Annotated in this window: 21 protein-coding genes, 1 tRNA gene and 1 pseudogene; 8 read left to right on the top strand and 15 right to left on the bottom strand. The window is 41.0% G+C overall.

The annotated features are described in order from the left end of the window. The first annotated feature begins 139 nt into the window (after positions 1-139). On the top strand, positions 140-571 hold the full coding sequence (locus N5852_RS07045) for an iron-sulfur cluster assembly scaffold protein (RefSeq protein WP_262097129.1): 432 nt from the start codon (positions 140-142) through the stop codon (positions 569-571). Positions 572-583: 12 nt separating this feature from the next. After that, positions 584-955, top strand: a complete 372-nt coding sequence (gene yidD / locus N5852_RS07050; RefSeq protein WP_262097130.1) for a membrane protein insertion efficiency factor YidD — start codon at positions 584-586, stop codon at positions 953-955. Positions 956-1,109: 154 nt separating this feature from the next. On the opposite strand, the gene N5852_RS07055 is transcribed toward yidD, so the two are convergent. The 7 genes from N5852_RS07055 to N5852_RS07085 all read right to left on the bottom strand — a co-directional run bounded on the left by N5852_RS07055 (position 1,110) and on the right by N5852_RS07085 (position 9,957). Continuing rightward, entirely contained in the window at positions 1,110-2,564 is a 1,455-nt protein-coding gene (locus N5852_RS07055; protein WP_315973244.1) for an NAD-dependent succinate-semialdehyde dehydrogenase, read from the bottom strand. 166 nt (positions 2,565-2,730) lie between these two features. Next, entirely contained in the window at positions 2,731-4,008 is a 1,278-nt protein-coding gene (locus tag N5852_RS07060; protein WP_262097132.1) for a 4-aminobutyrate--2-oxoglutarate transaminase, read from the bottom strand. Between the two features lie 209 nt (positions 4,009-4,217). After that, a complete protein-coding gene (locus N5852_RS07065; protein WP_262097133.1) occupies positions 4,218-5,648 on the bottom strand; it encodes a PucR family transcriptional regulator in 1,431 nt (476 codons plus the stop codon). Between the two features lie 78 nt (positions 5,649-5,726). Then, entirely contained in the window at positions 5,727-6,479 is a 753-nt protein-coding gene (locus tag N5852_RS07070; protein WP_262097134.1) for an amino acid ABC transporter ATP-binding protein, read from the bottom strand. Between the two features lie 16 nt (positions 6,480-6,495). After that, positions 6,496-7,656: an amino acid ABC transporter permease gene (locus N5852_RS07075; protein ID WP_262097135.1), complete on the bottom strand. Its 1,161-nt coding sequence runs from the start codon at positions 7,654-7,656 to the stop codon at positions 6,496-6,498. Between the two features lies 1 nt (position 7,657). After that, positions 7,658-8,866 (bottom strand): amino acid ABC transporter permease, encoded by a 1,209-nt coding sequence (locus N5852_RS07080; protein WP_262097136.1) that lies wholly within the window; start codon positions 8,864-8,866, stop codon positions 7,658-7,660. Positions 8,867-8,955: 89 nt separating this feature from the next. Beyond that, positions 8,956-9,957, bottom strand: a complete 1,002-nt coding sequence (locus tag N5852_RS07085; RefSeq protein WP_262099716.1) for an amino acid ABC transporter substrate-binding protein — start codon at positions 9,955-9,957, stop codon at positions 8,956-8,958. A 307-nt stretch (positions 9,958-10,264) separates the two neighbouring features. Between N5852_RS07085 and metC the strand changes: the two genes are divergently transcribed. Then, positions 10,265-11,437 (top strand): cystathionine beta-lyase, encoded by a 1,173-nt coding sequence (metC, locus tag N5852_RS07090; protein WP_262097137.1) that lies wholly within the window; start codon positions 10,265-10,267, stop codon positions 11,435-11,437. Positions 11,438-11,664: 227 nt separating this feature from the next. Then, positions 11,665-11,980 (top strand): annotated as a pseudogene (locus N5852_RS07095) (choloylglycine hydrolase); the annotation flags it as partial. A 197-nt stretch (positions 11,981-12,177) separates the two neighbouring features. Here N5852_RS07095 and N5852_RS07100 read toward each other — a convergent pair. The 7 genes from N5852_RS07100 to lptF all read right to left on the bottom strand — a co-directional run bounded on the left by N5852_RS07100 (position 12,178) and on the right by lptF (position 20,123). Beyond that, positions 12,178-12,254 (bottom strand) — tRNA-Pro (locus tag N5852_RS07100). 134 nt (positions 12,255-12,388) lie between these two features. Further along, positions 12,389-13,216 (bottom strand): 16S rRNA (adenine(1518)-N(6)/adenine(1519)-N(6))-dimethyltransferase RsmA, encoded by an 828-nt coding sequence (gene rsmA, locus N5852_RS07105; protein ID WP_262097138.1) that lies wholly within the window; start codon positions 13,214-13,216, stop codon positions 12,389-12,391. A gap of 176 nt (positions 13,217-13,392) precedes the next feature. After that, on the bottom strand, positions 13,393-14,403 hold the full coding sequence (gene pdxA / locus N5852_RS07110; protein ID WP_262097139.1) for a 4-hydroxythreonine-4-phosphate dehydrogenase PdxA: 1,011 nt from the start codon (positions 14,401-14,403) through the stop codon (positions 13,393-13,395). Further along, positions 14,403-15,356, bottom strand: a complete 954-nt coding sequence (locus N5852_RS07115) for a peptidylprolyl isomerase (RefSeq protein WP_262097140.1) — start codon at positions 15,354-15,356, stop codon at positions 14,403-14,405. Before N5852_RS07115 ends, pdxA begins: the two co-directional genes overlap by 1 nt. Before the next feature lie 116 nt (positions 15,357-15,472). Beyond that, positions 15,473-17,848: an LPS-assembly protein LptD gene (locus N5852_RS07120; protein ID WP_262097141.1), complete on the bottom strand. Its 2,376-nt coding sequence runs from the start codon at positions 17,846-17,848 to the stop codon at positions 15,473-15,475. Then, the gene (gene lptG, locus N5852_RS07125; protein WP_262097142.1) at positions 17,848-18,942 is read right to left on the bottom strand and encodes an LPS export ABC transporter permease LptG; all 1,095 of its coding nucleotides are present in this window, start codon (positions 18,940-18,942) and stop codon (positions 17,848-17,850) included. The genes N5852_RS07120 and lptG overlap by 1 nt, the downstream gene beginning before the upstream one ends. Continuing rightward, a complete protein-coding gene (lptF, locus tag N5852_RS07130; RefSeq protein ID WP_262097143.1) occupies positions 18,939-20,123 on the bottom strand; it encodes an LPS export ABC transporter permease LptF in 1,185 nt (394 codons plus the stop codon). Before lptF ends, lptG begins: the two co-directional genes overlap by 4 nt. A 207-nt stretch (positions 20,124-20,330) precedes the next feature. On the opposite strand from lptF, the gene N5852_RS07135 reads away from it, so the two are divergent. From N5852_RS07135 to N5852_RS07150, 4 genes are read left to right on the top strand one after another with little or no spacing between them, the layout of a single operon-like run. After that, a complete protein-coding gene (locus N5852_RS07135; protein WP_262097144.1) occupies positions 20,331-21,812 on the top strand; it encodes a leucyl aminopeptidase in 1,482 nt (493 codons plus the stop codon). Between the two features lie 3 nt (positions 21,813-21,815). Next, positions 21,816-22,265 carry a DNA polymerase III subunit chi gene (locus N5852_RS07140; protein ID WP_262097145.1) on the top strand — a complete coding sequence of 150 codons (450 nt, stop codon included), beginning with the start codon at positions 21,816-21,818 and terminating at the stop codon, positions 22,263-22,265. Further along, on the top strand, positions 22,266-22,433 hold the full coding sequence (locus tag N5852_RS07145; protein ID WP_262097146.1) for a hypothetical protein: 168 nt from the start codon (positions 22,266-22,268) through the stop codon (positions 22,431-22,433). 12 nt (positions 22,434-22,445) lie between these two features. Continuing rightward, on the top strand, positions 22,446-22,712 hold the full coding sequence (locus tag N5852_RS07150; RefSeq protein WP_262097147.1) for a hypothetical protein: 267 nt from the start codon (positions 22,446-22,448) through the stop codon (positions 22,710-22,712). 103 nt (positions 22,713-22,815) lie between these two features. Here N5852_RS07150 and N5852_RS07155 read toward each other — a convergent pair whose 3' ends face one another. Then, positions 22,816-24,120 carry an MFS transporter gene (locus tag N5852_RS07155; protein WP_262097148.1) on the bottom strand — a complete coding sequence of 435 codons (1,305 nt, stop codon included), beginning with the start codon at positions 24,118-24,120 and terminating at the stop codon, positions 22,816-22,818. Between the last annotated feature and the right edge of the window lie 41 nt (positions 24,121-24,161).

Here is a 24,161-nt window from a genome sequence, read left to right on the forward strand (position 1 = left end):
TAACTGATATCGCTTCATATTGGAGAATATATAGTTTACCTTTATATGGCATTAAAGGAATTTCATTCCTATATAATGGTTTATTCGTGGAACGAAAGTCCCAATCACTGGATTTAGAAGGATTTGGTATCAATAAATTATGATTGATGACATCTATAATAGCAAAATATTATCAGCCGCAGCTCATATTAGCCTAACTGGACGCCTTAGTGATGCTGATGCATCATCGCGCCAGCACTCTAAAATTTGTGGGTCGATTATCACGGTCGATATTAAAATAGCCAATGGTATTATTACAGAATTTGCCCAAGAGGTGCGCGCTTGTGCATTAGGTCAAGCCTCAGCATCGTTGCTAGCCAATCATGTTATTGGTGCAAGTACTCAAGAGTTAATTGAGCTCAAAGATGTTATGTATGCCATGCTTAAGGAAAATGGCCAACCGCCAATAGGCAAGTTTGAAGAACTTGGTTGTCTGCAGCCGGTAAAGGACTTTAAAGCCCGTCACGCATCGACTCTGTTGGTGTTTGACGCAGTTGTTGATTGTATCCAGCAGCTTGAAATTACAGGTTAGAAACCAAGGCTTATGGTAGATCAAAAACGCTATAATCGTAATTATGATGGTCCATGGCGCAAAACACCGAGCCGAATTATAGGCATTGTGTTTATTCGCTTTTATCAGCTCACGCTTTCATCACTGATTGGCAATCAATGTCGGCATCTCCCCACATGTTCTGAATATACTTATGAGGCAATAGCGCGTTTTGGACTGTGGAACGGTGGTTTTATGGGGTTATTTCGTATTGTCCGTTGTGGCCCGTTTGGAACCCATGGCATTGACCCTGTGCCAGTTGTTTTGGATGACTATTATAAATGGTATTTACCATGGCGGTTTTGGAAAATTGCCAAGAAAAAAAAAGATTCAAAAAAATGCAATTGCAAGGATATGGTTGAGTGATTGTTTATTTAAAGCAATTGGTTAAATTTGAATTTTAATCTTGTTTATGAATTTTTTAGCCTGTTTTTTTAATTAAAAAAGGCTTCATTAAAGAATGAAGCCTTCTTATCATTTTATAAATCTTATATATCTTATTGCAAGCACGTGTTATGGTTTAAGCAATTTCACCAAGGCAGACATATTTAATCTCAACAAAGTCATCAATGCCGAAATGTGAACCTTCGCGGCCAAGTCCAGATGACTTGATACCTCCAAATGGCGCTTCTGCCGTTGAAATGAGGCCAGTATTAACCCCAACCATGCCATATTCTAATGCTTCACTAACGCGGAATACGCGGGCTAAGTCCTTAGCATAGAAGTAGGATGCAAGACCAAATTCCGTATCATTTGCCTGTTGGATAACGTCATCCTCATTAAAAAAGCGGAAAAGAGGTGCAACAGGGCCAAAAGTTTCTTCACTGGCAACCAACATATCCTTGGTTACATCGGCAATAACGGTTGGTTCAAAGAAAGTGCCACCAAGGGCAGATGGCTTACCACCGGTTAATACACGTGCACCTTTGCTGACCGCGTCTTTAACATGCTGCTCGACCTTTTTAAGGGCAGGCTGATCAATCAGCGGGCCAAGAATAACGTCTTTTTCCATACCATTGCCAACTTTTAATTTAGCAATGGCATCGGTTAATTTTTTAGCAAATATGTCATAAACGCCATCTTGCACGTAAATACGATTTGCGCATACGCATGTTTGACCATTATTGCGGAATTTAGCAATAATACTGCCAGCAACAGCTGCATCAATATCGGCATCATCAAAAACGATAAAGGGCGCATTGCCACCAAGTTCTAGACCGAGTTTTTTAATTGTCGGTGCGCATTGCGCATAAAGCATTGCACCAACTTCTGTAGATCCAGTAAAGGTCAGTTTGCGTATAATTGGGCTGTCAGTCATAACTTTGCCAATTTCTCTCGCGCTACCAGTCACCACAGAGAAGAGACCGGCAGGGATGCCTGCTCGCTCGCCAAGTATAGCAAGGGCAATGGCTGAAAATGGAGTTTGAGCCGCAGGCTTTAACACCATTGCGCAACCAGAAGCCAAAGCAGGGCCAGCTTTGCGGGTAATCATAGCATTAGGAAAGTTCCATGGCGTTATCGCGGCGACTACTCCAATTGGCTGCTTCATCACGAGGAGACGTTTGTCGCGCTGATGGCCAGGGATAATTTCACCATTAATGCGGCGTGCTTCTTCAGCAAACCAATCAATAAAGCTTGCACCATAGTCAATTTCGCCAATAGCTTCATTAAGGGGTTTACCTTGTTCAAGGGTGAGAATTTTGCCAAGATCCTCGCGGTTCTCTACCATAAGATTGAACCATTTACGCAAAATAAGCGAGCGTTCCTTAGCCGTGCGTTTTGCCCATTCTTTTTGAGCCGTTTCAGCAGCTTTAATCGCTTCAAGCGTCATTTCTTGTGTGCAGTTCGGAATATAACCTAAAATTTCTCCCGTTGCAGGGTTAGTAACTTCTGTGCCATTGTCCTTGTTGCCTGCAATCCATTTGCCAGCAATATAGGCAGCCTGTTTAAAAAGTGTATTATCTTTCAACATTATATCAATCCTATCCCATTGCTTCTTATTCAATATTTTTGGCTTTACGGGAAAGCCTATCCGCTTAATTACAGCGAGAAAAACTAGGGCACCTTATTGTTACAAACCTAAGTGATTGTGCCCTAATGTTTTATTTTATCTATTTGATTGCAAGTGTTAAAGCCATCAACTAATTGGCGGCTTTGACTTCGCGGATTGATTGCTCTAAAATATCAAGGGCTTCATTGAAAATCTTGTCGTCAACCGTGATTGGCGCCAAAAAGCGGATAACATTGCTATAGACACCGCAGGTCAATAAGATAAGCCCTTTTTCAAGAGCCTTAAGGCGGATTTTATTAGCAAAGTCAGCTGATGGCTTGCCGTTTTTGTCAAAAAATTCAACTGCGGTCATGAAACCTGGACCACGGATATCCTTGATTTCCGGTACATCGTCCTGAATGGAAGCCAAACGTTGGCGCAAGCGTGATCCAAGATGGTTTGCTCTTTCACAAAGCCCTTCTTCTTCAATTACATCAAGCACAGCAAGCGCCGCTGCGATGGCTAATGGGTTGCCGCCATAGGTACCACCAAGGCCACCCACGCCTGGAGCATCCATGATTTCAGCCTTGCCAGTAACCGCTGATAGTGGGAAACCGCCGGCTAAGCTTTTTGCCATGGTGATGAGGTCTGGGGCAACGTCATAGTGATCCATAGCAAAAAGTTTGCCTGTTCTGGCAAAGCCTGTCTGTACTTCATCGGCAATCATGACAATGCCGTGTTCATCACATATTTCGCGAATGCGGTTCATCAGTTCTGGTGGTGCCTGATAAAAACCACCTTCACCCTGAACAGGTTCTAAAATAATAGCCGCAATGCGTTTGGGATCAATATCTGCTTTAAGCAACGTATTTAACGCATTTATACTATCTTCAACCGTTACACCATGTATAGCATAAGGGTAGGGAATGTGATAAATATCACCAGGCATTGCGCCAAAGCCAACCTTGTAAGGCACAACTTTGCCGGTTAACGCCATGCCCATAAATGTACGCCCGTGGAAACCGCCAGAAAAAGCAATAACGCCATCGCGTCCAGTATAAGCGCGGGCGATTTTAACGGCATTTTCAACCGCTTCAGCACCGGTGGTTACAAAAACAGTTTTTTTCTTAAAATTACCGGGCGTTGCTGCATTTAGTCTTTCTGCAAGCTCGACATAATTCTCATAAGGAACAACCTGATGGCACGTGTGAGTAAAGCGATCAAGCTGCTTTTTTACCGCTTCAATTACTTTTGGGTGGCGGTGGCCTGTGTTAAGCACTGCAATGCCCGATGCAAAATCAATAAAGCGTTTGCCTTCAGCATCCCAAAGTTCAGTATTTTCTGCTTTATCCGCAAAAATTGGCGTTGTTACACCAACACCGCGCGCAACGGCATCTGAGCGGCGCTTTGAAAGTTCTGCATTTCCCATGATTAAATCCTCCATCTTAGCTTAAAAACTGTATGATTGGATCAAAAGATAATTAGGTTGAAACTATTATAGATCATCCCAGAACTTATCATTTTGACACTGTTGAGGATAGATTAATCTATTTTTTGTCAAAAAATATAGACAATCTGTATAATCATATTTAATTTTTTATACATATTGGATATTTTTGGGGTCATTTATTGATGAGATTACACGGAAAATATTTTGGCAATTTTTAAAGCGAGCCATATTTTATTACGGCTTTCAGCATTTTGGATATCAAGACCCGTAAGGTCATTAAAGCGGTCAATGCGGTTGCGAATTGTGTGGCGGTGAACGTTAAGCTTTTGTGCCGTTTCATGGAGGTTAAAACCGCTATCCAACAGCATCTCGATGGTCGTAAGTAATTCAGCAGATAGATCTTTGTGAAGAATGGCGTTTTGGAAAGCTTTGGCTGAGACGGGGTCTAATAAACCAAGCATGGTTTCAATTGCCATATCATCACTATCATAAAGGCCTGCTGCTAAATTTTGCGCCAGCATTTGTGCTTGCCGTAAGCCCGTATGTAACTGATCTGCTTTAACTGGTTTACTAACCCCTATGCTACAGTTGGGACAAATAGTCAGCAATGGCGCTAAAAGTTGTTTAGGGGATAATCGGGATGAAATTGCAAAAAAAACAATAATTTCATTGTTGTAAATCTGAATTATTGAGTCTTTTGGTAAGTTCGTAGCAATTGAATCTGCTGTCTTTTTTAAATAACCATTAAGGGGGTGTATAACAGCAAATCCAAAATTGCTATCGGGGTCAAAGCCAAGTGAAAAAAGCTTGTGCCTTATTTCTTGTAAAGGTAAAAATGATTGCATCAGCATGGAAAACATATCAAGTTTTAAGCGGCTTTCAGCGCGCTTTACCGCATTGGTGCGATTGATAATGATTCTTGCTGCCAAAATCATTTCATGAATAAATGCCTTATCGGTTAATGAAAAATCTTGCGATTTGCGTTTAATGCGCAATTCAATTGTGTTGGTGCAAGAAAAGCTGGTTAAATCATTATGCTGGTTTATTGCTTCCTTGGCTTTTGCCCCTTTACTGCGTACCGCCTCGGCTAAGATATTTTTATCCTGCTCGATGATTTGGCAGTCTGCCAATAAGCTATTGGCTAGCCGCATCGTAATATCGGAAAGCTGTAATTTTTCATCAATGGCATCATCAAGAATTTGGCTGTAATAGGATGTATTGCCAAGGTGGCTTGGCTTATCGACAAGCTGTTCTGCGGCAATCTGCGTTATATGGGCAAAACTTAATTCATAAGGCACTTCGCATAAGGGGAGTTTAAGAGCATTTGCTCTTTCAATCATGATGGCTGGAATTTTACTAAATTTAAGCCCTATACCAAAGCCAATGCCAGCAACTCCACTTGAATAGAGTTGATCCATGTAGCGGATCATTGCCGCATCATCATTAAGGTTCCAACCTGATATGAGATTAAACTCACCACCTCTTAACCAACGACGTGGCTCGGGATTATCAGAAGCAATTACCCAGTTAATACGGTTTTTAAGCCCCTCAAGACCTGCAATGGGAATGAGAGCAGGTTTAGTCATGCTACAAAGGCGTTCAACAGTTAGGGGCATCATTTATAAACTTTAAGTTTTGCTTTTAGTTATTTACAATTAAATGAACTATAAATTTCTACATCATTTTAGCATGTTCATTTATAGTATTTGCTCTAAAAATGTTTTTGTGCGTGCATTTTGCGGATTGGTAAAAAGATTTGTTGGGGTATTTATTTCCATAATTTGTCCCTCATCCATAAAGATAATGCGATCTGCTATTTCGCGAGCAAAAGCCATCTCATGGGTAACGCAAATCATTGTCATACCAGTTTTGGCAAGTTCTTCGATTGTATCTAAAACTTCTTTTATCATTTCAGGATCAAGCGCCGAGGTCGGTTCATCAAAAAGCATGATTTTAGGGCTCATACACAAAGAACGAGCAATTGCTGCGCGCTGCTGTTGTCCACCCGATAATTGCCCGGGATATTTATTGGCCTGGTCCTTGATGCGAACCTTATCCAAATAATCCAGTGCTAAATCATTGGCTGCGCTGCGGTTCATATGGCGAACCCAAATTGGGGCTAAAGTACAATTTTCTAAAATGGTTAAATGGGGGAAAAGATTGAATTGCTGAAAAACCATACCAACTTCACTGCGAACCTTATCAATATGGCGGCTATTGGAATCAAGCTGGATACCCTCAACCGTGATTTGTCCGCTCTGATAGGATTCCAATGCATTTATGCAACGGATCATGGTTGATTTACCTGATCCTGAGGGACCGATAACCACAATTTTTTCACCCACCGTGACAGATAGATTAATATCACGCAAAACATGGTTGTCACCAAACCATTTATTGACCGTATTCATTGCAACGGCAAGGGGACTGTCATTTGTTTGGTCAATCATGATGTTATTCATTTCATTAGTTTTGTAATTTTCTTGAGGCATTGAGATGGCGCTCAATAAAATGGGCATAGCGTGACATGGCAAAACAAAATAGCCAAAAGATAAAGCCAGCAAAAATATAGGCGGTTGCAGGTGTTACCGGACTTATCCAATTGGGTTGTAGGGTGGCATTTTGGGCGGCACCCAGCAAGTCTTGCATATTAATTGTATAGATCAAGCTAGTATCTTTAAACATTCCTATCAAAATATTGATGACACCGGGAATAACAAGGCGAAAAGCTTGTGGCACAATGATAAAGCTAATCATTTGCCAATAACGCAGCCCGAGCGACCATGCAGCTTCATATTGCGCCTTAGGCACTGCTTGCAAACCGCCTCGAATAACTTCTGCAATATAGACTGAGGTAAAAAGCGCTACCGCAATAAGTGCTCGTAAAAAATTATCAAAATTTAGATCTTGCGGAAAAAATAATGGCAACATGACATTGGCGACAAAAAGCACTGCCACCAAGGGTACTCCACGCAAGGTTTCGATAAAAATTACACATAAAAAGTGAATGATTGGCTTTTTCGATTGCCGTCCAAGTGCCAACAAAGTGCCAAGCGGTAACGAAACGATTATGCTAGAATAGGCAATGATTAAAGTTGCAAGTAAACCACCCCAACGTGCCGTTGGCACGCTCGTTAATCCAAACGCACCACCATAAAGCAAGATATAGCAAAAGATTGGTACAAAAATAAACGATAAAAGGGCGTTGATGACTTTGAACCTTACTCTCGGCATCAATAGTGGAATATTGACTATAATCACCAATAACAATGCGCAATGAACCCGCCATAATTCGCTTTGTGGGTAAATACCATATAAAAATGAACTCATATTAGCGCGGACAAATGCCCAGCATGCGCCTGACCAACCATTGGGTTGAATGCCGCCTTGTATGATAGTTGCGCAAGCCGCACGATCATTGCCTATCCAACTCGCGTCAATAAACAACCAACGTAAAGTTGGAATGGAGGTGTAGATCAAGGCTATTAACAAAAATATGGTTATTAAGCCATCAAGTGGATTTGAAAATAGTCGGCGTTTTAGCCAGTGCAAAATACCGCTTTGGCGTTTGGGCGGCGGTAGTGCAGGTAGCAACAGCTTACGAGAAAAGGCGCTAATTCTTTCCATTTTAGCGTCCTTTCAAACTGGTTTTATAATTAAACCAATTCATCACCAGTGAAATAAGTAAGCTAAGGCTTAAATAAACGATTATCCAAATAACCGTCACTTGGATGGGCTGCCCTGTTTGATTGTAGATGGTATTACCAATCCGCATAATCTCGGTATAACCAATAGCTGTTGCGAGTGAAGTGTTTTTCATCAAGCTCATATATTGGCTGGAGAGTGGTGGAATAATGATGCGCAAGGCAAGCGGTAAAACAATAAGCCTTGTAATAAGGCGAGGCTTTAAACCAAGTGAAGCTCCAGCTTCCTTGTAGCCATAATCGACACCTTGCAAGCCACTGCGCACAATTTCAGCAATTAAAGCCGATGTGTAAATGGAAAGGGCTAAAAATAATGCGGTAAATTCTGGGGTTATACTTGTGCCGCCGCTGATGTTAAATCGCCCTGCTTGCGGTATATTAAAGCCTGAAAATTGTAAAATTGGCATAAGAATTAAAAAAACAGCAATAAAGATTAAAATATAAAATGGCCATAAAAGCAAAGCCTTACCGCTTTGCTCAAAGCGTTTTTTGCTCCAATGATGCAAAGAGATACATAAAAGAAGGCTAATAATAACTGCTACTGCAAAACTCAGCACAATCAACCAACCACTTTGGCCAAATATTGGCTGTGGTAAAAAGATACCACGTTGATTGATAAAAACATTAAACGGTAGTGCAATACTGTCACGCACCGATGGGAGTAGAGCTTGAATTATTGCAAAATACCAAAAAAATATCACCAAAAGTGGAGGAATATTACGAAAAGTCTCAATGTAAAATAGGCAAATTTTTGAAACTAACCAATTATTAGACAGCCGACCAATGCCAATTAAAAGTCCCAATAGGCTTGATGCTATGATGCATAGAACGGCCATCACTATTGTATTGACAAAGCCAGCAGCTAGCGCTGTGAGATAGTTAGAATCTTCGCTATAGGGGATAAGACTATTGGGAATAGAAACGCCAGCGCGCTGAAGTAGAAAGCCAAAGCCAGCAGTCATATTATTGGCTTGCATGTTGGTAATCGTATTAGTGATAATCCATTGGGCCGTTAATCCAATAAAAATAACTACCAGCAATTGAATAAGAAAGCTAACACTTAATATGGAACGCAAAAAGGTGCTAAACGCACCTTTTTTTATCGGGGAGGGCCGTGGTTGAATAGGTACCAAGAGTACAATGCCTCATAAAATTATTTTGGTAAGTAAAACAAGTTTTAAAAATAAAACGGGTGATCAATACCCGCTTTATTTACAGGTGGTTAACGAATAGGCACGCCATATTGTAAACCACCTTTGGTCCATAAGGCATTTATACCACGTGAAATTTTAAGCGGCGTGTTTTGTCCTATATTGCGCTCAAAAACTTCTCCATAATTACCAACATTTTTAATGATTTTGATAACCCAATCCTGATCAAGTCCTAAGTCCTTACCAATATCGTTACCTTGCTCTGCACCAAGCATGCGCTTAATGTCGGGATTATCAGATTTTGCCATATCATCAACATTAGAACTGGTGATACCAAATTCTTCGGCGTTAACCATTGCATAATGAGTCCAACGAACAATATTTGCCCATTGTGCATCGCCTTGGCGTACAGCGGGGCCAAAAGGTTCTTTTGAAATGATTTGCGGTAAAACAACATTTTTATCAGGATTTGCTAATTGCAAGCGAGTTGCATAAAGCGATGATTGATCTGTCGTATAAGCGTCACAACGGCCAGCATCATAAGCCGCATTGACTTCAGTGAATTTTTCAAAAACCACTGGTTCATATTGCATTTTATGGTTGCGGAAATAATCTGCTAAAGTCAATTCAGTTGATGTACCAGATTGAACACATATGGAAGCACCAGAAAGTTGCAAAGCAGAGGTTACGTCTTTTAACCGGTCAGAATTAATCATAAAGCCTTGGCCATCATAATAATTAATTCCAGTAAACTCGATACCAAGTGACGTATCGCGGCTCATCGTCCAAGTTGTATTGCGGATTAGCACATCAATCTGCCCAGATTGAAGCGCAAGAAAACGCTCTTTTGCGGAAAGAGGAACAAATTCAACTTTGGATTTATCGCCAAAGATAGCGGAGGCAACTGCTCGACAATAGTCAGCATCAAAACCTGTCCAATTGCCTTTTCCATCTCTGATGGCAAAGCCAGTTAACCCCGTATTGACACCGCATACCAAATGACCACGGGTTTTAACTGCTCGTAAGGTTGCACCCGCATTTTCAAGGCTAGGGTCGCCCAATGTTACTTTCATTTCGCTAGTAACTACATTGCCTTTAACTGGTGCTTGAGCTGCTTCACTTTGTGCATTTGCCAATTGGCTTTGAATGCCGCTTAAAGCTGTTATCGCCAATAAAGCTGTCAGAAATTTGGTATTTAATGCCATAATCACCCTCTTAGATTTAGTTTGCAGTTACAATATCGATTTGGAACGTAGTTTGATTGCAAGTTCAAGCAATTTTTTTCCATTGTTTTCTTGCAAGTTAGCATAAAAATAATCTAACCTAAACATCAAATTTGGTTCCATAGGTCGTAGAGCCTAAAAAGAGGATAATAAGGCAATGGCAAAAACTAAAGATATGGATAATTGGGGTGTTAATACAAAACTCGCTCATGGTGGATATAATCCCCATGATTATTACGGTTTTGTTAATCCACCAGTGGTCCGCGCCTCGACCGTTCTTTTTCCCGATGCCAAAACGATGGCTTTGGAAAACCAGCGCTATACTTATGGCACACATGGTACAACAACCACTGATGCGCTTTGCCATGCGGTAGATCTTCTCGAAGGCTCGGCGGTTACTGTGTTAACGCCATCTGGTCTTGCAGCTATTACTATGCCGTTGCTAGGTGCGCTAAGCAGCGGTGATCACCTACTTATTACGGATTCCGTTTATTTTCCCACCCGTCGTTTCGCGGATACGATTTTAACGCGCTTGGGAGTTGAGGTTGAATATTATGATCCGTTAATTGGCGGCGGTATAGAAAAGCTATTAAAAGACAATACGCGGATTGTCTTTACCGAGTCGCCAGCATCTAATACTTTTGAAATGCAGGATATTCCTGCAATAGCATCAGCTGCTCACAAAATTGGCGCTATCGTTATGATGGATAACACATGGGCAACGCCGCTTTTATTTAAAGCGTTAGATTATGGGGTTGATATTTCCATCAATGCGGCGACCAAATATCCTGCAGGTCATGCTGATGTGCTGATGGGGATGGTGTCGGCCAATGAAAAATATGCTGAACTTATCAAGGAAGCTCACAAAATTACCGGCATGAGTGTATCGGGTGACGATGCTTATCTCGTTTTGCGTAGCATGCGCACCATGAACATACGTCTTGCTCATCAAAGTAAAACAACAATTGCTCTTGCTTCATGGCTAGAAACTCTACCGCAAGTTGCTGAAGTCTTGCATCCGGAATTGCCAAGCAATAAGGGACACGCAATTTGGAGTCGTGACTTTAAAGGTTCAGCCACTATTTTTTCCATTGTTTTGCAAAATGGGGGTATCGAAGAAGCAAGTCGTTTCCTTGATAGCTTACAGCTTTTTGGGCTTGGCTATTCATGGGGCGGTTATGAAAGCCTTGCAGTTCATGTTAATCTAAAAGACCGTGTAGTCGCCAAAAAAGATTATGCAGGGCCTGTTTTGCGCTTGCAAATAGGTATTGAAAATTTTGAAGATTTGCAAAAAGACTTACAAAATGCAATCAATGCAACTGGCTTATAATTAACTCCATTTTTTGAACAACCAATGAAGCCTGAAGGCAAGGTCTACTGCTTCATTGGTTACATAATGGATGGGAGGTCGAAGAAGATTGCACAAACTATCACTTTACAATGGGCCTTGTGGCCTTCGTTGCAGTGCAATCTATGTTGGCAAACCCGGTTGCCAATGCATTTACTCGTTTTGTATATCATGGTGCAGATGATAAACTTATTACCGCTTGTTCCTTATTCTATGTAAATGGAATACCAAAAAGCCAAAGTCTTGTTAAAGCCATTGCAAGTTTTTTCAGTATTATTCCCAAAATATCAATCCTTACGGAATTACGACACCAGATCAGCCTAATATATTGTCAACGCGCTGGTGCACAGTTTGGGACCATAAATGTAAGCTATATTTTGGGGGCGATCTGACAAAAGTAGATTTTACTAAGGATACCGGCAAGGTCAAGAAGTTTGATTTTGGCCTAATCAGACTCATATCCATTTGCGCATGGCCAATGAAAATTTTAAAAAATTTGTGCCGTTCAAATTTCTTGGGCTATAATCGCGTAGCCCTATTGCTTTAATCTATTTTAAGCTTTGATCCAGGTTATTACCTAAGCATTGAGAAGAAAAATCGTAATTTTTTTATTTGATCAAATACTGTTCTACAATCAACAATTCAACTTGAAGCCATCTCAATATAGAAGTGCAAAATTAGCAGTTTTAAAGCTAATATGTCAATTTTGGGGGAAAATTACATGGTCGGAGCGGCGGGATTCGAACCCACGACCCCTTGACCCCCAGTCAAGTGCGCTACCGGGCTGCGCTACGCTCCGAGCCGTTAGGCTTGATAGAATATGATGCATATAAAGGCAAGCTTTTTTTCTAACATAGATTAAAAAAATCTATGATGTCATTTGATTCCAATTTAATGGAGTATAGGCACTGTAACATTTGTCCTTAGAAAATTTCATAATAAATTGGCAAGATTAACAAATTCTTCAATTTCAAGGGTTTCTGCTCGCCGCGTTGGTTCTATCTCGGCTTTATTTAGTAAATGTTCACCACCAAGGCTTTTGAGGCTTTGACGTAGCATCTTGCGTCTTTGCCCAAAGGCGGCATGTGTAATTTTTTCAAGTTTTGCAATATCAACGGCAAGCGGATTGTTTTTTGGTATGAGGTGGACGATTGATGACGTTACCTTAGGCGGTGGTGTAAAAGCCTGTGGAGGCACGTCAAAAGCGATGCGTGCTTGGGTACGCCAGCCAGCCAATACACCTAGGCGTCCAAAGTGATCATCATTGGCCTTTGCTACAATACGCTGTGCGACTTCCTTTTGAAACATCAAGGTAAGAGAATGATAAAAAGGTGGCCAATACTCGCCGACTAACCAATTAATTAATAATTGCGTTCCAACATTATAGGGTAGGTTGGAAATTATACGCGGCTTTTCATTGTAAGCTGAAAACAATTCTACACAATTTACCTCTAAAGCGTCACCATGGATAACATTTAAGCGATTTGGATAGGCTTGTGAAATTTGCTCTAATGCTGCAAGGCACCGCTCATCACGCTCAATTGCTGTTACTATTGCCCCTTGTGCTAGTAAGGCTCGCGTTAATCCACCAGGCCCAGGACCAATTTCTAGCACTGGCTTATCTTTTAAGTCTCCTGCTTGTTTAGCGATTTTTGTAGTTAGATTGAGGTCAAATAAAAAATTTTGGCCAAGGGATTTTTTGGCGGATAGACCAAAAGTTTCGATCACTTCACGCAATGGGGGAAGATTATCAATGGCCATGATTACACCTTATATTTTGACATACTTTCCGCATCGGTAAAACATTGCAATGGCAAATGCAAGATAGCATGCTTCTAGCGCATAATATCACTTTAAAAATTTTGATGAGCCACCAAATATTCACTTAAGTCATACCCTTAGATGGACCGCCAGACAAATTATCAATCTTGCATTTATTAATGTTTAAGTGCGGAATTTAAGGACAGTTTATCTGCTAATTGAATTGCTGCAATAAGACTATCAGGCATTGCAACTCCCTCATTAGCAATATCAAAAGCTGTGCCGTGGTCTGGTGAAGTGCGAATAAACGGCAATCCCAAAGTAACATTGACAGTTTCGTCAAAACCTATGGTTTTGACAGGGATGAGAGCTTGGTCGTGATACATACAAAGCGCAACATCGTAATTTTGGCGCGCGCGTGTATGAAACATAGTATCCGATGGCATAGGATCACTGACAATAATGCCTTGTTGGCGCAGCATATTAATAGCAGGCTGGATGATATCTCTGTCTTCTGTTCCCATCGCGCCCGACTCGCCCGCATGAGGATTTAGACCTGCAATGGCAATGCGTGGCTGCCCAATACCAAATTTTTCAATAAGGTCGCGATTGCAAATAGTTGCAACTTCAATGATAAGTTCTTGGGTGAGGTCTAGTGGTACTTGCTTTAAAGGAATATGCACCGTCACTGGCACTGTCCGCAAATGCGGCCCCGCCAGCATCATGACTGGTTTAACTGCTTTCCCAGTATATTGTTGGCTGAGGGCGGCTAAAAATTCTGTGTGCCCTGGAAACTTAAAACCCGCTTCATAAAGATTAATTTTCGCAATAGGGCAAGTGACAATTGCGCGTGCCTTTTTAGCAAAAATTAAACTGACACCTTGTTCTATTGATTCAATGATGCCAGCTGAATTCTCTTTCAACGGAACACCAACTTGATTAATCTGTTGCTGAGTGAGAGGCAGTACCGGTAGGGCAAAATCGAAATTTTTAGCAAGATTATCTTTGTTGGTTACTTCGATATCTACATCAAGGCCCAATAATTTTGCACGTTGTGTAATAATCGTGGCATCACCAATTATAAAAAAAGGTGAAAGCATTGAAGACTTGCGATTAAGCCAAGCCTTCAATGCGATTTCTAATCCGATTCCTGAAGGGTCTCCAGATGATATAGCAATAGGCAGCATTAAGGTGTTTGGATCCTTGCAGCTTTCCGAAGTTCGGCGATATATTTCTTTTCTAGTTGGGCTGCTTTGGCTTCACCATTACTGCCTTCTTGAATTGAAAAGACAAGCTGCGCTACCCTATCATCATTTACTTTGCGGATAGAGCAAATAGTTAAAAATTCGACACCGCGAGCGGTTTCTTGCACAGCTGTTGCTTTTCCAGAACTTGTCGCTTTTACGGTCTTTTCCCACTCTGGTGGCAATTGTTGTTCAAGAACACGGCCTAGATTACGAATTGTAATATCGATTTTGCCTTTGACCAATTCACGCGTTGAATCACAACCATTAACTCGTGCGCGCAAAGCGTTTGCTTCTTGGCGGCGTTGATTTAATATTGCGCCACGACGATTGGCGGGTATAACAAAGATCACCTGCTGTAAAAGATATTCATTGGCTGTTGGTTTTACACCGCCATTTTTCAACATGCGCTGCACAGCTTCACCTTCTGAAACCATACCTTCTGCTCGGTAACGCGCGCTAACCAAGCGCCCCCATCCCATTTGCACCATTATATAAGCTTTAAAATGGGCTGGTGTCAAACCTGCTTGCGTTAACATCTGCCCCATTTGCTGAGGGGACATATTATTACGTGCGGCAAAATTGTCATAGGCAGCATTAACTTCTTGTAGGCTGACTTCAATGTTGCGGCGTTTCATTTCTACACGCTTTAACATTTCGTCAGTTAACTCTTCGCGAGCTAACTGGGTAAGATTACCGCCGCGGTTTTGAACCTTTAGAAACGCTTTACGTTGTTCAATATCAAGATTTGTGATTGCATTACCATTTACCACCAATGCAACCGTTGTTGATGCTGCTTGAGCCGAATGCAAGCCTGCTAAATCACTACCAACAAAACTAACACTTAAGGCCGCGGACATTAAATATGCAAAAAGGCGGCTTTTTATTCTTACCATATTCCAAGCTCTCATCTTATTAAATGTCATAACGACATGTGTTTTAACGCTATTATAGTGAAATAAAAGGCAAAACAATGACAGGTTCAATTTGAACCCTATTAACAGAAGCAAAATTAACGGGCGGTCCCAGAACCGAAATCACCAATTGTACGAAACGATAACATGAAATTCCAATTATGCGAAGATGCTGTTTCGCCGGGATTACGTGTTTGCGAATAACCAAAAAGAATACCGAAACATTCATCTTGATAATTTATTGCAGTACCTGCACGCACCACCGTATCAGAAACAATATCATAACTAGTATTGGCCGTTACATTCCAATTCTCAATGATCTTAACACTTCCATTAACGGAAACTTCTTGTCTATCATTGGCATAACCATAATTTGCCTGACGTTCAATATAGGCATATTGAGTACCAAGCGATAGGCTAGACCATTGCTTGCGAAGATCTATTTCACCGCGCCGCACTTGAAGTGAGCGTTCATCAAATCGACCACGCGTGGCCAAGGATAGGCCTGATCCATCAGATAAGCCTAGCATTGCGACATAGTCTGAGCGTGAAGTCTCTAAACCAGAATTTGAGCCGACACTAACTAAATCGTTGCTGTCAAAGGAATTTATGCCTGCAAGTTGAAATGACTGACCGGCAAGACCATAAAGCGACCAATTATTATCAAAGTTTCCAGAATAGCGCACGCCAACATTGGCTCTTGTTCCACCCTCGACACGATCATAACCAGAAAACTTATCGCGCTCAAATAAGGTAGTTGCATCAAATACAAAACTCTGAGCATCTTCATTTATAAGCCGCCCAGCATATTGTTCATTATTACGAGCAAAAATTTGAGCTGTTGGCTCGATAATATGGGTTGAATTACCTGCGCTAATCAATATTGGATATCGAATTTCTAAGCCTGCTGTTGCTATGCCACGGAAGGCATTGTCCTTAATGTCGAAATTGCTATAGTCTATGCTGGACGACAGGGCCTTACTATAATTATCGTCCGGTGATATCACGATGCCATCGCCACGCAAGGCAAATAAAGGCGTTATCACCAAACCTTGGTCGGATATGAAATCACGCTTCCACTCGACTTCACCAGTAAGACGTGATGATGTTCCATTGATGCCGGCTAAACGCGCTCTGTCAAGTGCATTTCCATTCCAATCTGCAAAAGCATAATCGGCATTTTCTCTATATAGAGATTGGAAATTGGTCGTAACTTTTAATTCACCACCCAAAATAGCCTCATCAGGAATGAATGTGTAGTCAATCCTTGGTAAAACCCAAGGTTGCTTGGTATTGCGTTCATTGCTGTTAGATTTGAGTAGATCTTCTTGAACATCGAAATGATAGAAGCGCATGTCAAAATAATTGCGCTTATTCAAACCCGTCAAGTATATTTGCGACCGGTTAACCTCCGAATTATAATCAGCAATACCGTAGGTTCTGCTAAAATTACGATCTGATTGTGCAAGAATGTCCCAACCGAAATTCCAACGCGGATTAATATTAAAATCACCCTTCGTAGTCAAAGAGTAGCGATTAGTTTGGCGCTTATCAATTGACCAGCTATCAAAGTCATCACGATTTAATTGGTTGATATAATTAAGACGAATGTCATAGCTGCCATTTTCTAAGCGATGACGCCATTCACCCGAGACCAATGCGCCTTGCTTAGAATATCCTGTTGTCGACAGAGTAAAATCATAATTGGGTGCTAAATTCCAAAAATAGCCGCTTGAAACACCAAAACCTAAATTATCTTTATAAATAAAGCTAGGTGAAAGAAAACCGCTTTTTCTTTTGACTGAAGGATCCGCCATTTCAAAAACAGGAAACCAAGCGATCGGTACGCCATATACTTCAAAGCGGCTATCTTCAAAGCGCATGGTTTTAGTTGTGCCGTTCCAGATAATTTTGCGCGCCTTAACCTGCCAAAGCACTTCACTATCAGGCTTTTGGTAACAAGGCTCACAAGCTGTATAGGCTCCATTATTAAAGACGGTCATTTGTCCGCCGCTGCGCTCAGCGCTTTCAGCGGCAAAACGCGTATTATCGGCGGTTTCAGCACGAAGGCTATTTACAAATCCTTCACCAAGATCGTCGGTTAAATCAACCTCTTGGGCATATATTTTTACACCTTTTGCATCGACAATCTCTACATTGCCACGCCCCATCACACGCTTAGTTTGTTGGTTATAAGTAACTTCACGTGCAACAATACGATTGCCATTATATTCAATTTGAACATTGCCTCGAGCCGTTACTGTATGCTGATCTCTATCCATTACCATTTCATCTGCTGATAACAACATTGGAGCGTTATTATTAGCAGAATTATTAGTGGTTAAAGATCCGATATTTTGGGCATAGGCAGAGGAAGGTAGTCCTACAGTTCCTAAAACACAAGCAAGTGCAGTACCACAAGCCAAGGCTTGTAAGTAACCAATGTAATTACTGTGTTTATTTAATTTATTCACTAGCCATCCTCCTTATGGAGCAAAAATGAAACTCCAAAGAACATTGCAATCAAAACTGGTACCCATGCAGCAACTATGGGGGGGACATAGCCTGCATCACCAAAAGCTTTAACCATTACTGATACAACATAAAGCACGAAACCTGCAAGGATGCCAGCTAAAATCATTATACCAGACTGACCAAATCGTACAAATTTCAATGAAACAGTTGCTGCGATTAATGTCATTGCCACAAGAAGGGCAGGTAATGCAATGAGAGATTGCAATTGCATGTTAAAATTATTGGCCGAATAGCCAAAAGAGCGGGCAACTTCAATTTTACGAGGTAGTTCATAAAATGGAATGGTTGTTGGATCAGCTAGCCGCTCTTCCAGATATTCAGGGCGTAATTGAGTAGGTATTTCTAGGGTTTTAAAAGACTTAGGCGGCATTCCAGCGCTTGTTTGGGTAACATTGTTTAAAACCCACTTGCCGGATTCTAAGCTTGCGGTGCTAGCATTGAGCCAATCTTTTATTGTTTTGTCATCATTATAGCGAACAAATACGGCATCTTGTAAAACGCGACCTTTTTCGAGAATCAACGATGCGCCAATAGTGATCCTGCTATCCCCCGTACTTTGTGTTAGCCAAGGGACACGATTACCTTTAGCGCTAAATTCAATATTAGTCGGATTGCTCCATTGAGCTATAAGTCTTTCAGCTTTTGCTTGGCTCCACGCTGCAAGTGGGTTAACGATGACAACAGCTGCAAGGCCAAATAATAGTGCTCCCACACAAGCCGGCAATAAAAACTGCCAAGCAGAAAGGCCGATAGAGCGCGCGATAACAAGCTCGAATCGGCGATTTAGAGACATTAATGTTGCCATTGCAGAAAATAGCGCAACAAAGGGAAAGAGTTGTTGCATTATAAAAGGAATGCGTAAGGCAGATAAAGCTAAAGCTCCTAAAGCTGAATAGCCCGGCAGGGAAGCTAGTCGCCCAGCATTTTCTGAAAAATCTATTAGCATTGCAAGGGTAAAAATACCGATGACGAAATAAAAAGTAATACGGATATAGCGAATGAAAAAATAGCGTCCAAGTGTCCAACCGATCATTTAGGGACTCCTTCGTTTGCTGATTTTTCAGCTTTTTTAAATCGCATTTTTGAAAATATTTTTGCTAAGCGATCTTGCCAAATTTGCGGAATCGATAATTGACGATTAGTCAGCAATAAAAATAACAGGAACGCGATTGATAAAACGGGAACCGCATACAGAAAAGGAATATAAGCAAGATCATTGTCGGCCTTGTCACCCAAAAAATAACCGAGCCAAAAAATAAAAAACGTGCAGCCTAAGACAACCAAAATTGCTGATGCACCACCTTGCCTGTGAGAGCGCGCGTCGCCAACAGTTGTCAACGCAATCAAAGCGAATACAATTGGATAAAGCCATGAAGAAAACCTGCGGTGCAATTCGGCTGTATATTGTTGCGGACGCCGCTGAAAATTGGGGTCATTGGGGTTAGGGTGGCGTAATTCTGATAAAAATTGGTCTTTAGGGTAAGTGAATGAGGCACGTTCTTCGGGAGCAAGTTCACTTAAATCAAATGTATATTCGTCAAATTTAATAATGGTAATTTTAGCGGTCTTATATTCGCGACGTTGAACTTCGCCATTTTTTAATATTAAAAAATCTCCTTTTTTATTGTTGGCTACATAACCATTAACCGCGTAATAATTGACTTCAACGTTTGGGTCTGTGCGATTGACAATAAAAAGCTCACCAATTTTTCCATCAGCTGTACGTTCACCAATCTCTAGATAGATATTGGGCTGTATTTGACTAAAAGCTCCCGCTTGTAAGAATAAATTAATCAAATCTGAATTAGCTGCAGCTACCATTTGTCTCATATTGAGGCGCGCATATGGTGCCACATAATTTGTAATAGCAAAGGAGCTGATAGATGCCAAAATCGCTAATATTAATACTGGCCGCCAAATAACATAACGTGGACTACCCGCAGCAGATATAACGACGAGCTCCGAATCTTGGTTCATCATATAAAAAATGATTACAATCGCGATAACCAGCGCAAACGGAATAACGAGCGGAATAACCGATGGAATGATAAGGGTAGATAGATTAAAAAAAGTCCAAAAGGTTTGGCCGCTAGTTGTTAAAAAATTTATGTGGCCGAGTAGCTGGACAATCCAAACTATCCCGATTGAGCCCAGCAAAACGGCAAAAAATAAAGTTAGAATCCTGCGCAGGATATAGGTCTCGATTAAATGCATAAAAAGAGTTGAAACTCCTGCTCTCTTGGGCGAATAGGCCATTTAAAAATTATCAATTTGTAAAATGAAACTTAATTTATCATATTACCGATAAGAATCGCATATAAAGCTTAATTATTTTACTTTTGCCATAGGTTTTTACATTTTTTCAAGAAGCTATCACAAATTGTGTAATTAAACGGTAAATCCAAAACAAAGGGATGCTCAATGTCAAAGATTATTTCGCCTAAGATTTCCAGCGTTGCCAAGCCCAAAAAAGGTGCTTTTATAATATTTAATGGGGCCAATATAAGGCCAAGTGATAAGGTTTTAAAAATTGCCAATGAAGATTTCGTCAGCCAATTAATTAAAGTTCATGGTTTTAAAGGCGAAGTTTCAACCTCTGTCGAATCTATTCAAAGCACAGATCAGGGCTATGATCGCCTTATTCTAATCGGTGCTGGTGAGGTCGATAAATATAATTTTGATGACTGGATGAAGCTTGGTGGCTCAACTGCAGCACAATTTGGGGATAGTTCAAATATTACCGTTGCCCTTTCTTTTGCCGATATTACACTGTCAAAGCGTGATATTGTCGATTTTATAACTGGTATAATGCTGCGGCTTTATGATTTTGACAAATATAAAACTAAAGCAAAGAAGGACAATAAGGCGACGATAAAGCTGACTATTCAAACTGATGATGAAAAAATTCTAAGCGCTGCCTTTGAAAAGTCTCAACAAATGGTTGAAGCCATTATTTTAGCTCGTGATCTTGTTAATGAGCCTGCAAATGTTTTGGGCCCTGTTGAATTTGCCGAAGAAATACAAAAGCTTGAAAAACTAGGATTAAAAATTGAAATTCTTGGTGAAAAAGAATTACGCAAACTTGGTGCTAATGCTATTTTAGGGGTAGCGCGTGGTTCTGCGCGTCCACCGCGCCTTGCAATCATGCGTTGGAATGGCAGCGCATCGAAAGATAATCCTATTGCCTTTGTTGGTAAAGGCGTTGTGTTCGATACTGGTGGCATTTCGCTCAAAGGTGGTGCCGGCATGGAAGACATGAAGGGAGATATGGGCGGGGCTGCAGCTGTTGTTGGTGCAATGCGCCTTCTTGCTGCTCGTAAAGCCAAGGTAAATGCAGTTGGTGTTGTTGGCTTGGTTGAAAATATGCCAGATGGTGATGCACAACGTCCGGGTGATATTGTTACTTCCATGTCCGGGCAGACGATTGAAATAATCAATACTGATGCTGAGGGGCGTTTAGTTCTTGCAGATGCCCTTTGGTATACAAAAGAAAAGTTTAAACCAAAGTTGATGATTGATTTAGCAACTTTGACCGGCGCTATTATGGTGGCTCTTGGGCACGAGCATGCCGGTCTTTTCGCCAATGATGATGCATTGGCTGATCATCTGCTTGATGCTGGCCGTTTGACCGGTGAAAAGTTATGGCGCATGCCATTGGGTAAAGAATATGACAAAATTGTTGATTCCAAATTTGCGGATATGCGCAATAGCACTGGTCGCCTTGCCGGTTCGGTAACGGCTGCGCAATTCTTAAAGCGCTTCGTTGGTGATACCCCTTGGGCCCATCTTGATATCGCTGGCGCAGCAATTGATTCAATTAAAAATGAGTATAACCAATCATGGGCATCCGGCTTTGGCGTGCGTCTGTTAGACCGTTTTGTTGCTGAATATTATGAGGATTAAGTTTTGAGTGAGGTTCTATTCTATCACTTAACGCAAACAACATTAGACAAGACCTTACCGGGTCTTGTCGAGCGTTCATTGGAGCGAAAATGGCGAGTTTCAATTCAATTTGATAGTGAAAAACGCCGTGATGAAATGGATAATCATTTATGGGCATTATCACCCATATCATTTATTCCCCATGGGTTAGATAGTGATAATTGGCCTCAAGAGCAGCCTGTTATCTTGACCTGCACGGACGAAAATCCAAATCTTTCAACTGTACGATTTTGTATAGAGGGTGCACAGTGCAAAAATATTGATAATTATGAGCGCATTGTCATCATTTTTGACGGGCATAATAGCGATCAGCTTAATCGTGTACGCGCACAGTGGAAAGAGTTTAAAACAGCGGGCCACACAGTTACTTATTGGCAACAAAATGAAAACCAAAAATGGGAGAAAAAAGCTTAAATGCGTGTTACACCAATTTTATTAATAGCCATTGGTCTTTGGGGCTTGGCAAGGCCAGAAACTTTACTTGATCCAAATCATTTAGAATATGGCCGCTGGATTTTTGTTGTTATTATCGCCCTTGGTGGCTATGCACTGTGGCGGACAGTTAAATCTATGCGGCGTTGATAGGTTTTAAATATGTCGATTTTACAACGTATTTTTATTTTATCTTGGGCTTTAGCAGCTTCGTTACTAATGCTTTCATTCATTGGTTCCAGCAACCTTACCTCATCCATTTTTGGTGAGGCTCATGTTTCAATGGCAGTTGATGCAAGCTTCATAGTCTTTACTGTCATATTCGCCCTTATTTTTTCGCGGATTTTTAAACGACAATTTTCAATCCCTGTAACTATTTTATTGTTTTTGCCACCACTTGCCGTACTTTGGCTCGTTCTCGCTCCTTGATGGATTTAATTAAGTTTTATAAAAAGCATAGTTTTGCTTAAAAAGCCCTTTTATAATTGATAAAAGGGCTTTTTATTGTTTGCTATCTATTCATAAATTGCGGTTAGTGGCCGATTTCTTCGTCTTTGAAGGAGATAAAGGCAATTAAAGAAATAACTGCGCTTATGCAAAGATAAAAGCCAAGATAAGGAAGACTGTGGAGTTTATCAACGAGCCAAGTCGCGATAAATGGTGCAAAAGATCCACCTAAAATTCCAGCTAAATTGAAAGTCATTGACGCGCCACTATACCGAATGCTGGTCGGGAAAGGTGATGCTAATACAGCACCAATTGGACCATAGGTTAACCCCATAAGCGATAAGCCAATGATTGATATTGCAAATAGTCCCCAAATATCTTGACTGAGGAAATAGGGAACAGTGAAGGAAAATAAAGCGATAAAGATGGTAACGTAAATCATCAAGCGACGGCGACCAATTTTATCCGATATCCGCCCTGCAAAAGGAATGAAAAGTGCAAAAAACATTGCTCCAACGATTTCAACTTCCAAAGCTTCGGTAAAGCTTAACCCCACGTTATTTTGTGAATAAGTTAGAAGATATGCGGTGAATAGGTAAAACAAAACAAATGTAGTCATACCGGCAAAAGTGCCTAATGTTAGCGCGCGTAAATGTTTCGTAAAAACATCTCGCATAGGAACTTCTACGCGCTCCTCCCGTTCAATTGCAGCTTTAAATTGCGGTGTTTCACTGATGGAAAGACGAACCCAAAGGCCTATGACAATAAGGATAATGCTAGCGAGAAATGGAATTCGCCAGCCCCAATTATATATTTGCTTCATATCTAAGACAGTTAACATAACCCAAAACAAGCCGGCAGATAAAATAAGACCGATTGGGGCACCAAGTTGCGGAAACATGGCGTACCAACCGCGTTTTTCTGGTGGCGCATTTTCAGTTGCAAGCAGCACAGCTCCACCCCATTCACCACCAAGACCAATACCTTGACCAACGCGACAAAGTGTTAGTAGTAACGGCGCAAACCAACCGATATCCTTATAGGTAGGCAAGCAGCCAATGATAACAGTTGATATACCCATGGTGAGCAAAGCAGCAACTAAAGTGGCTTTTCTGCCAATTTTATCGCCATAATGACCAAATATAATGGCGCCAAGCGGTCTTGCAAAAAAGGCAGCGGAAAAAATAGCAAAAGAACTCAGTCTTGCAAGTAAGTCTGCGTCAGGGTTTGATATGTCGCCTTTTGCAAAGAAAATATCTGGGAAGAATAAAGCTGCGGCGATTGCAAAGACGTAGAAATCAAAAAACTCTATAGTCGTGCCAATAAGACTTGCGAGTAACACCTTCGCTATAGAGTTTCTAGGTGGGTGAATTTGAGAGGTGGTTGACATTTTATTACGATTCTACATTGTTAAAGGTATGATAATTACAA

Origin of the sequence: Bartonella sp. HY328 (genome assembly GCF_025449335.1) — a bacterium.
Lineage (GTDB): Bacteria > Pseudomonadota > Alphaproteobacteria > Rhizobiales > Rhizobiaceae > HY038.